General features: G+C 42.8%; 7 protein-coding genes. 4 read left to right on the top strand and 3 right to left on the bottom strand.

Annotated elements, in window-relative coordinates; all coding sequences use genetic code 11:
• Window positions 1–425: 425 nt before the first annotated feature.
• Complete coding sequence (locus PSH41_RS16305) at window positions 426–953, bottom strand: sugar O-acetyltransferase (RefSeq protein ID WP_273589522.1); 528 nt, start codon at window positions 951–953, stop codon at window positions 426–428.
• Between the two features lie 154 nt (window positions 954–1,107).
• On the opposite strand from PSH41_RS16305, the gene PSH41_RS16300 reads away from it, so the two are divergent.
• From PSH41_RS16300 to PSH41_RS16285, 4 genes are all read left to right on the top strand, one after another.
• Window positions 1,108–1,872 carry a DeoR/GlpR family DNA-binding transcription regulator gene (locus PSH41_RS16300; RefSeq protein ID WP_004588893.1) on the top strand — a complete coding sequence of 255 codons (765 nt, stop codon included), beginning with the start codon at window positions 1,108–1,110 and terminating at the stop codon, window positions 1,870–1,872.
• Between the two features lie 46 nt (window positions 1,873–1,918).
• The gene (gene glmS, locus PSH41_RS16295) at window positions 1,919–3,739 is read left to right on the top strand and encodes a glutamine--fructose-6-phosphate transaminase (isomerizing) (RefSeq protein ID WP_004588894.1); all 1,821 of its coding nucleotides are present in this window, start codon (window positions 1,919–1,921) and stop codon (window positions 3,737–3,739) included.
• A 111-nt stretch (window positions 3,740–3,850) separates the two neighbouring features.
• On the top strand, window positions 3,851–5,038 hold the full coding sequence (locus tag PSH41_RS16290; RefSeq protein ID WP_273589521.1) for an alpha/beta hydrolase-fold protein: 1,188 nt from the start codon (window positions 3,851–3,853) through the stop codon (window positions 5,036–5,038).
• A gap of 206 nt (window positions 5,039–5,244) precedes the next feature.
• Window positions 5,245–6,546, top strand: coding sequence for a DEAD/DEAH box helicase (locus PSH41_RS16285; protein ID WP_273589520.1), 1,302 nt, complete (start codon window positions 5,245–5,247; stop codon window positions 6,544–6,546).
• A gap of 77 nt (window positions 6,547–6,623) precedes the next feature.
• On the opposite strand, the gene PSH41_RS16280 is transcribed toward PSH41_RS16285, so the two are convergent.
• The gene (locus tag PSH41_RS16280; RefSeq protein ID WP_273589519.1) at window positions 6,624–9,845 is read right to left on the bottom strand and encodes a S41 family peptidase; all 3,222 of its coding nucleotides are present in this window, start codon (window positions 9,843–9,845) and stop codon (window positions 6,624–6,626) included.
• A gap of 154 nt (window positions 9,846–9,999) precedes the next feature.
• On the bottom strand, window positions 10,000–11,400 hold the full coding sequence (locus PSH41_RS16275; protein WP_273589518.1) for a 5-methyltetrahydrofolate--homocysteine methyltransferase: 1,401 nt from the start codon (window positions 11,398–11,400) through the stop codon (window positions 10,000–10,002).
• Window positions 11,401–11,406: the final 6 nt, after the last annotated feature.

The following is an 11,406-nucleotide window of genomic DNA, read 5'->3' as shown; positions in this document are numbered from 1 at the left end:
ATGCCGAACTCAGTAGTGAAACGAAACAGCGCCGATGATAGTGTAGCATTTGCTATGTGAAAGTAGGACATTGCCAGGCTCCAAATACAAGAAAGCCCGACTCGAAAGAGTCGGGCTTTTTTACGTCCGTAGAAAAGTGAAATGCGGACAATTAATGCACACTCATCTACTTCAAGAATGTAGGTCGAGCGAGCGTAGCGACTCCTGACACAATGATAGTGTCCCATTTGCTATGTGACTCTCTACCGCTGTGGGCACTACGACATTGCCAGGCTTCAAATACAAGAAAGCCCGACTCGAAAGAGCCGGGCTTTTTTACGTCCGTAGAAAAGTGAAATGCGGACAATTAATGCACACTCATCTACTTCTAGAATGTAGGTCGGGCGAGCGTAGCGACTCCCGACGCAAAAAAACATCGATTATAATTATAGTGTTCTTATCTCACGAGCTGGATTACCAGCAACAACAGTATCCGCCTCTACATTTTTAGTAACTACAGATCCCGCACCAATAACACTGTTATCCCCAATGCATACGCCCGCTAAAATAATTGCACCTGCGCCAATCCATACGTTGCTGCCTATTGTAATAGGAGCAGTAAAGTTTTCTTTATTCAGTCGCTGTGTAGGGTTAACAGCATGGGATACAGTCAATAGCTGAACACTAGGGCCAATTAAGCAGTCATCACCAATGCTGATAGCTCCTTCACTAATTGGGGCATCTAATACCGTACAGTTAATGTTTATGAAGCTACGATCACCAATCGTTATTTGATTACCATAATCGCAATGAAAACCTGATTCTATAATTACGCCTTCACCGCATTGAGCGAATAGCTCTTTAATGCGTTTTAAATTACCTTTACTCGGGCTTTTATTAAAGAGTCGGCATATTTCGCCAGTTTGCTTTCGTAGCGCTAATAGCGTTTTATCTAAGCTGTTAAATGACTGCATAAAGGCTTCTTTGATTGATTAACTGATCTTAGCGCTATTTTACCTTTATTATTACTCGTTGAAAGCTGCTTTATTTTTGCTCGTTCACTTGCCATTTAACTAGTTTCGTTTAGAATTGCACATCTTTCGAAACGAAACTTAATCTACGAGCTTTATGACCAAACGAAACACACAGCAACGCCGTCATTTAATACTTACTCAGGTAAATGAGCTAGGTGAAGTGGCTGTTGAAAAGCTTGCGGAGCAGTTTCAAACATCTGAAGTAACCATTCGTAAAGATTTAACCGCGCTTGAAAAAAGTGGCCTGTTACTGCGCCGTTACGGTGGTGCTATTGCACTGCCTAAAGAAATTGTAAGTGACGAAATAGACTCTAAGCGCAAGGTAGCAATAGCTAAGGCTGCAGCTGCACTTATAAAAGATCATAACCGCATTATTATTGATAGCGGGCGCACTACGGCCGCTATGATCCCAGAGCTTGCAAATAAGCGCGGGTTAGTTGTAATGACCAACGCGATTAAAGTAGCGAGCCGTTTACTATCACTTGAAAACGAGCCAACACTTTTAATGACTGGCGGTACTTGGGATCCGCATTCTGAGTCGTTTCAGGGGCAAGTTGCCGAAAACGTATTATGCTCTTATGATTTTGATCAGCTATTTATTGGTGCTGACGGCATAGATGTAAAACGCGGCACGACTACTTTTAATGAGTTAGTTGGCTTAAGCCAAGTTATGGCAAAGGCCGCCCGTGAAGTAATCGTTATGGTTGAGTCAGATAAGATTGGCCGAAAAATACCAAATTTAGAATTACCGTGGAAAATAGTAACCACATTAATAACCGATACTGGCTTAGCAGATGATAAACGCAAAGCGATTGAGGCGTGTGGTGTAAAACTAATTTGTGCAGAGATTATTGAATAGTAACTACAAAGCGAGTTACTAGAATTAAAAAATTAATGGAGACACTATGTGTGGAATAGTTGGGGCGGTTGCAGAACGTCCAGTAAACAAAATTTTAGTTGAAGGCCTTAAACGTCTTGAATACCGTGGCTACGACTCTGCCGGTGTAGCACTATTAGAAGGCTCTACGCTAAATACTGTAAAAGCAGTCGGTAAAGTTGTGAACGTAGAAGCCGCACTTGAGAAAGCAGGCGTTAGTGGTCATACAGGTATTGCACACACACGCTGGGCAACACACGGTAGTGTTACAGAAGAAAACGCTCACCCGCATGTATCAAACAACCAACTAGCACTTGTACATAACGGTATTATTGAAAACCACGCAAGCTTACGCGCATCGCTTAAAGAAGAAGGCTACGAGTTCCTATCTGAAACCGATACCGAAGTTATGGTGCACTTAATTCATAAGCTTCGTAAGCAACATACTACGTTACTTGCATCTGTTCAAGCAGCGGTTAAGCAATTTGAAGGTGCGTTTGGTACCGTTGTATTTGATAAAGCAAACGACAACGAAATCATCGTAGCGCGCTCAGGTAGCCCGCTTGTTATAGGTTTAGGCCTTGGCGAAAACTTTATTGCGTCTGATCAGTTAGCACTATTACCAGTTACTCGTAGCTTTATCTTCTTAGAAGAAGGCGACGTAGCCCGTATTACACGCGACACTGTTGAAATTTTTGATGAAAATGGCGACGCTGTAGAACGTGAAGTTGTTGAATCAAATATCACGCAAGATGCTTCAGGCAAAGGCGATTACCGCCACTACATGCTAAAAGAAATCTACGAGCAACCACTTGCGGTACGCAATACCCTTGAAGGACGTTTAAACGACGACCGTGTAGCAATTGATGCCTTTGGCGACAGCGCTCAGCAAATATTTAAAGATGTAAAACACGTACAAATTATTGCCTGTGGTACGTCATACCATTCAGGTATGGTTGCACGTTACTGGCTTGAGCAGTTTGCGGGTGTTAGCTGTAATGTAGAAATAGCTTCTGAATTTAGATACCGTCAGTCGTTTGTTCATGAAAATAGCTTACTTGTTACTATTTCTCAATCGGGTGAAACTGCCGATACGCTAGCTGCGTTACGCCTAGCTAAAGAGCAAGGTTACATGGCATCAATGACCATTTGTAACGTACCTGGTTCATCGCTTGTACGCGAATCTGACCTTGCCTTTATGACCAAAGCCGGCGCTGAAATTGGTGTAGCTTCTACTAAAGCATTTACCACACAATTAGTTGGTTTGTTAATGCTTACTGCGTCTATAGCGCAAGAAAAACAGCTTGATCAAAGTGCCATTGTAAATGCTATAAAAGTACTTCCTGCTAAGCTTGAAGAAACATTACTACTGGCAGATGGCATTGCAGACCTTGCAGAAGAATTTGCAGACAAGCATCACTCGCTGTTTTTAGGTCGTGGTTCGCAATACCCAATTGCAATGGAAGGTGCGCTTAAACTTAAAGAAATTTCGTACATTCACGCAGAAGCCTACGCAGCGGGCGAGCTAAAACATGGCCCACTTGCACTTATTGATGCCGACATGCCAATTATTGTTGTAGCACCAAACAATGAGCTATTAGAAAAGCTTAAATCAAACGTAGAAGAAGTACGTGCACGTGGCGGCATTATTTACGTATTCGCAGATAAAGATTCACACTTTGAGTCAGACGACACAATGCGTGTAATCAACGTAAACCACACTGACGACATTATTGCGCCAATTGTTTACACGCTGCCATTACAGTTACTGTCGTACTATGTAGCGGTAATTAAAGGTACCGACGTTGACCAACCACGTAATTTAGCTAAATCGGTTACGGTTGAGTAAGGTCAATTGGTTGGTAATTACTTGTTGAAGATTAAAGGCGCTTAATGCGCCTTTTTTTGTACCTCAAAGCCTGTTAGATTAAATAACACACTATTTTCTAAAGGATTAGTAATGCGTTTATTAACCGCTGTTTTTATATGTAGTTTATTTATATTTTATTCTAGTAGCACACTTGCAGAGCCTGATTTAAAACAGCAAACCATTAGCTATACGCAACAAATACATACTATTAATTCAGCAATTTTAAACGAAGAGCGCACAGTTGTAGTCCAGCTTCCAAAGAGTTATCAAGCTAATCCAAACAAAGTTTATCCGGTCATTTATCGCCTTGATGGTGCGGGTAACATACCGCTTATAAGTGCTGTGATGGAGCGCTTGCAAAATGATAATCGTGCGCCAGAGGTTATTATTGTCGCTGTTGAAAACACTAATCGACTCAGAGATTTTTACCCTACAGTGAATAAAGAGCCACAAGGCCCGGTAGGTGAAGGCGGTGGTGCAGCAAAGTTTTTAGTATTTATTGAGCAAGAACTTATGCCCTTAATTAATAAAAGTTATCGTACGCACAATTATAATGTGATTGCAGGGGCCTCTGCGGCAGGCGTGTTTGCACTTTATACAATGCAAGCTAACCCTGAGCTTTTCCAAGCACACATTGCTTACAGCCCTGCGGTTTGGTGGAACTATGGCGCACCGGTAAAAGCGGCTAAGTCGTTTATCAATAAATCAAAAGATCTGAATAACTATGTTTATATAAATATTGGTGAAGAAGCTGGCATAATGCGTGAGCGATATAATGAGCTGCAGCAAGCTTTAGAATCTAATAGCTTGCCTAATTTACGCTTCTTTAGTGACGCGTTTGATGGTGTCTCGCATAACCTGACTTCGGTTGCTGGTTCATTTAATGCCTATCACAACTTATTTTTGCCTAAACAAATGCCCATAAGTGATTTAACTGACGATGTAACCTCTATTGATGCTTATTATCAAAACTTATCTCAACAATGGGGCGAGCAGATTGCGCCATCGGATCGCGCTGTTAGATCACTCGGTTATAATTTAGCGGGCAGCAAGCAATTTACCCGTGCTATTAAAGTGTTTAAGTACAATATAAAAAACCACCCACAATCAGTCGATGCGTTTTCAGCCTTATCTTATGGCTATGAAATGCAAGGCGATACTCGCCAAGCGCTTAAACAGATGGAATCTGCTTTAGCCATTACAAATGACTCATATCCTTATATAAATTATTTAAGAGAAACAAAAGCTAGGTTACAAGCAGAACTTAGCAAGAACTAATAATATTGCTAACTTAGTTGTTGGCTTTTTATGAAAGCCTCTTTAAGTTTGGAGTGCTCACGGTGACAGTCAAATTTCCTCGAAGCTTGTAGCTCGACGCTCGCAGCGATTACTTAAACCACATTAAAATCACTAATCCCTACTTAATAAGCGCTAAATACGCTAAAATTACAGGCTACTTTTTTAGCAATGAGCCCGTAATATTCATGACCTCAGCAACAAGCCCTAGCACCTTTAACGATCTTGGCCTTATTCCAGAGCTACAAGCTCGTTTAACCGATTTGGAATATAGCCAACCTACGCCAATTCAAGCTAAGGCGATTCCAAGTGTACTGGCTGGTAGCGATTTAATTGCGGGGGCAAATACTGGCTCAGGTAAAACAGCAACGTTTGCTTTACCAATGCTACAAAAGTTACTTTTAGAGCAAGGCGCTAAAAAAGCAGCGAGCAAAGGTAATTTTGTCACTGGGCTTATTTTGGTACCTACCCGTGAGCTTGCTACGCAGGTGGCCGATAGCGTTAAATCGTATTCTGCTAACTTTAATGGCGCCATTAAAACGGTGGCGGTATTTGGTGGTGTGTCGGTTAATACACAAATGCAGGCTCTACGCGGCGGCGCCGATATTATCGTGGCAACACCAGGGCGTTTGCTCGATTTAATCTCAAGCAATGCGATTAAGCTCGATAAAGTAACTACACTTGTGCTTGATGAAGCCGACCGCATGTTAAGCCTTGGCTTTACCGAAGAGCTTGCTGAGTTATTAGCGCTTATGCCTGCTAAAAAACAAACTATGTTGTTTTCAGCAACCTTCCCAGAGCAAGTCACACAATTAACGCAAGAGCTGTTAACCAACCCAGTTGAAATACAAGTTCAAAGTAAAGACGAAAGCACGCTTGTACAGCGCGTATTTACAGTTAATAAAGGCGAAAAAACCACGGTTTTAGCGCATTTAATTAAAGCGCATAAATGGCGCCAAGCACTTATTTTTGTAAACGCTAAAAAAGACTGTGAGCACTTAGCAGGTAAGCTTGAAAAGCGTGGTATTAACGCACAGGTATTTCATGGTGATAAAGGCCAAAGTGAGCGTACTCGCGTAATAGAAAAATTTAAAGCTGGCGAAATCGAAGTACTTATAGCCACCGATATAGCAGCCCGTGGTTTAGATATTGCCAAACTGCCTGTTGTTATTAACTTTAACTTACCGCGTAGCCCCGCTGATTATATGCACCGTATTGGCCGAAGCGGCCGTGCCGGTGAAGTTGGCCTAGCGTTATCGTTAATTGATTATGAAGACTTTCATCACTTTAAAATAATCGAGAAGAAAAACAAACTACGCTTAGAGCGCGAGGAAGTAACCGGTTTTGCGGTAAACCAAGCAAACCTTGATGCGGCCCTTGCACTTAAAAACGACAAGCCAATGGCAAAGCCTGAAGGTACAGGTAAGAAAAAGAAGAAAAAAGCCGATGTTGAAGATGTGTGGAGTGGCTGGAAAAAGCCTCAACGCTAAGCGTAACATCCGTTTTAAATAAAAAACCCTGCACATTTGCAGGGTTTTTTCATTAGCTAATATTGCTATACAGAAAATTAAAACTTAGACGGAGCTGGTGGCACCACTAAAGGTTGCTTAGGATTTTCTTTAAGCTCCTTTAATAACTCTTGTACAGCACGTTCTATTGATGGATCTTGGCCTTTATAAATAAGCTCTGGGCGGTCAATTACTTTAATATCTGGAGCCACGCCTTCATTTTCTATAATCCAGTTACCTTGGGTATCTAAAATACGGAATGTAGCCGCAATGACTTGCCCGCCATCTACAAGAGCAGGGTTGCCAGAAATACCAATTAAGCCACCCCACGTACGCGTACCAATTAGCTTACCTAAACCCGCTTGGCGGAAGTAGTAAGGAATTGCGTCACCGCCTGAGCTTGAATAGCCGTTTATTAGCATTGCTTTAGGACCGTCGTGTGCAAACTGTGGCGTTTTAGTCGGCTCGGTGCCTCGGCGTTTCCAATAGTTAAGTGGTTTACGTGCAAGCCAGGTGATCATATGCTCAGGAATATAGCCACCGCCATTGTAACGGTCATCAATAATCATGGCGTCTTTGGTTGTTTGCGGCATGTAATTTTTAAACATGGCGCGGTTACCTTCATACGCTGTATTTGGTAGGTGTACGTAGCCAATACGTCCATTTGATAGCTTATTAACGTAGGCTGCACGCGAGTTAACCCAATCTAGGTAACGTAGACCTTGCTCACTGGCTACAGGTTTTACTGTTACTTGCCACGCGCCTTTGCTACGCGGTTTACTGTTTAGCACCAGCTCCACTTGCTCGCCTTGGGTGTTTTCAAGGAGTTCGTAAAAGTTAGCAACGTCTTTAACCGAGCGGCCATTTACCGCAATAATATAATCGCCGTTATGTGCTTTTACACCAGTAGTCCCCAGCGGTGAGCGGAAATCGTCATGCCAGTTTTCACCTTTGAAAATTTGCTCTATTTTTACGTAACCCGATGGATCGCTTGCAAGCTTAGCGCCTAATAAACCGTGATTTTTACGTTCGGCTTTTGGCATATCACCCGATTGCACGTAAATATGGCCGGAGTTAATTTCGCCAGCAATTTCGCTAAGTACGTAATCAAGGTCACTACGGTGGCTAATAGCATCAGCCATAGGTTGGTATTTAGCTAAAATAGCATCCCAATCTTGACCGTGGTGGTTTTCGTCGTAGAACCAGTCACGCAATGTGCGCCAGCCTTCTACGTACATTTGTTGCCACTCAGCTTGCGGGTTAATTTTAAGCGTCATTTTGCTTAAATCGAGCTTGTTAGCGTCTAAGTCTTGCTTTGGTTTAGGCTCTATTAAGCTGTAACCGCCACTTGTGTGTACAAGTAGGTGTTCGCTGTTGCTCGATATAGTGTAATTGCTAACACTTTTAGCGACTGTTTCTAGCTCACTGTCGTGCTCGGTACCTATAAGTTGTAATGCGCCATTAGCAAGCGTCAGTACGCCGTCTTTTACTGCGGTTAAGCCACGGTAATCGCCCGCTGGTGCGTTAAGTGCGGTAACACGCTGCATAAAGTCGCTGCTTTGCAGTGCGTTTTTAACTTTTTTGTCATCTTCTTTTTCGTCGTCATCGTCTTTTACAATTGTGGTTTCGTCACTTTGTAAGGCAATAAGCGGTTTAACACTGTCGTTTACTGCAGCCGCATAAATACGGGTGGCGCGGTTAAACATGTAGTCAAACTCGTAACTGCTAAACGCAAGGTTAAAGTCGCGCTCAGAGCTAAAGTAAAGGTATTGGCCATCTGGCGAAAAAGTTGGGTTTTGCTCGTTACTCATTTCATCTGTTAGGCGCGTTACCTTTTCTTTTTTAAGGTTGTAGTGCCACAGTGAGGCATAACGGTTTTCGTTATTTTTAACATACACAATGTCTTGGCTATTAGGCGACCACGTATACTGAGTAATACCGTCTTCGTCGTAAATGCCGGTATCAATTTTGTGTTGCTTGCCCGATTTTGCATCTAACCACCAAAGTGTGTTGTTTTTATCTGCAAACAATAGCTTAGCGCTATCGGGTGACCAAATAGGCGTAAAGCGCCAAATGGTACCATTGCTAGTAAGTTGCTTAATGGCATTGTTTTTACTGCGATCTTTTAAGTAAATTTCGTACTCGCCGCTTTCATCGCTCATGTAAGCAATGTAACGCCCATTTGGCGACCAGCTTGCGTCTATTTCACGGCTCTTATCTGTGTACGATAAGTTACGCGTAGGGCCTTGTTTAACAGGTACACTAAATAGCTCGCCACGGGCTGTAAATACAGCACGTTTGCCATCGTGAGAAATCGACATAGAATCAATAAAGTCGCTCACATTTTTGCTATACGGCATAGCGTATTGGCGCACACCGGCAATGTTAATGCTCAGCTTAATGCTTTTTTGTGTTTTTGCGTCAAAGCGATATAAGTAACCGCCGTTTTCGTACACAACCGCATTAGGGCCTGCTGAGGGCCAAAGTACGTCAAAGTTTTTATAATTAGTGAGCTTTTTAGGCTCACTGCCTTTGCGATATTGGTAAAGGTTTAGTGTGTAATCACGATCAGATACAAAATAAATATTGTCGCCAACCCAGGTAGGTTGTTGGTCGGTTGCACGGTTAGTAGTAAGTTGCTCTGAAGTGTTATTTTCTAAATCGTAAATCCATACATCTTGCGCACGGCCGCCACGGGTGCGTTTCCAAGTACGAAACTCACGGTCAATGGGCGTATAAACATACTTGCTACCATCAGGTGAGAGCATACCGCCGCCAGTTTCTGGAATAGCTAAAGGCTGCTCAAGGCCACCGTCGGCAGGGACCATATAAGGGCGACCCATACGTTTACCCCATGGTGTCCGGTTAGCTCTAAACACCACATTTTTACCATCGGCTGTCCAATCTAAAACGCGGTAATCAAAACCACCACGCGGCGGCATTGGGCCAACATCGTTGTAGTATGTAAGCTGCTTAAGGCCTGAACCATCGCTGTTAATTACATAAACTTGGCGGCTGCCGTTATACTCAGCCGAAAACGCAATGCGCTTACCATCAGGAGAAAACTTAGGAAATGTTTCAAAACCAATGTGGTCGGTTAAACGTTTGCTTTCGCCGGTTTGTGTATTAGCAATATAAATATCGCCGCTGTAAACAAAGGTCACGTTTTGGTTATGAATATCAGGAAAGCGTAGTAAGCGAGTGTCTTTAGTTTCATAGGCCGATACACTCGGTGCAATAACCGCAGCCAAGGCAAGCGCCAATGTTGTTAATTTTTTCATGGGATTACATCCTATATTAATAGCTGTTACATCATAACAATAAGGTTATAAATAGCGATGCACTTGCGATAAAAGGTCTGTTACAAAATGTGAATAAAAAAGGTTGGCATTAAAACGCCAACCTTCAAGGGAGTACTCTTTTTAAAGAGTGAAATTAGTGGTCGTGGTCGTCTTCTTCTTCCTCTTGCGCAATACCAAGCCAAGTAATTGCACTAGGAGCAAAAGTAAGCTCAACCTCACTTTCAATTTCTAAGTCTTCAAGGTGTACTTGCACAACGTGCTGAGCAATAGGGTCGGCTACATAAGCAAACTGACCATTTTGCGCCACTGTCATGCTAAAGCTCATGCCCTCTGGCATGGTTGATACATCTTGCTCGGTAATATCAACTTGGCCTTCAAGCTCCCAATGCATTTCGCCATCATGGTCGTGTGCGCTAAATACATTTAAAAAACCTAAGCTGTCTAATATTAAAAAGTGCTCGCCATGGGCAGAAAAAGAGTACGACACAGCACTTGCGCCATCGGCTAGTTGCCATTCTAGTTCTTCCATTTGTGCTGTTTCAGGGTCAATAGTTACAATTACGGCTTCGCCGCCACCATGGCCAGATGCTACGCCAATAAAGGTCTCGCTATCTTCGTGGCCATAAATACTACCAATGCGTAAATCGCCAACGGCTGCAATGTTCGCTATTTTTTCAGCTTCGTATTCATCATCGTGCTGGTGGGCTAATAACACACCATCACTACAGCCAAATGCCACGTAGTCGTGGTTTTGTGCCGCGCCGTGTAAATCAGGGCACGTAACTTCTAAGGTTTGTTCTAGCTCATATTCACCATCATGAAAATGATAAACACCTACTTGGTCTGGCAGTACTTTAGCAACCGATGTGCTTTCACTGTCATCACGACGAAGTGTTGATAATAAATGCTCACCGCGAGGCTCTGCTACGCCGTGCATATTAATATCGTAACTAATACCCGGAAGTGTTGCTGTTGCGCTGGTTATGTCGTTATCTGTTAATACTTCAACAGAGGCAACCGTGCCTGAGTCTGCATCACCATCATAAAAAACAGCTAATTGGCCGTCATGTTTTACAAGGTGAGTAGGTCGGCTGCCACTTGTTAGCTCATAACTGCTAGCCGCTGGGCTTTGCTCGTAGTCGTGTAAATGCTCGCCATGGTCTTCACGCCATAAACCACCATCAATAAAGCCTAAGTAATCTTGTGCGCGGCTTGCAATAACGGCATAACGAAAATCAGGTGATGACGATAGCGTGTTTGAATCATTCGTCAGGGTAAATGTTTCAAGTAAAGTGTTGTCATCTAGATCATAAAAGCTGGCTTCGTTGCTATCGCCTGCAAGCACAGCTAATCTGCCTAATGAATCAATAGTATAGCCATCATCATGGTCGTGATCATCATCGTCATGATCGTGCTCGTCTTCTACAACAATAGGATCTTTTTCTACAATATTGGTTTGGGCATCGCCACAGGCTGTAATAAATGTAGTGCTAATGGCCAGAGCAATAAGCTTTAATTTGTATAGTTTTTTCATGTCTAT

It is taken from the genome of Pseudoalteromonas sp. CST2 (genome assembly GCF_028599385.1).
Lineage (GTDB): Bacteria > Pseudomonadota > Gammaproteobacteria > Enterobacterales > Alteromonadaceae > Pseudoalteromonas > Pseudoalteromonas atlantica.
The sequence above is the reverse complement of the archived record's forward strand: the minus strand, read 5'-3'. Positions and strand labels throughout refer to the sequence as shown.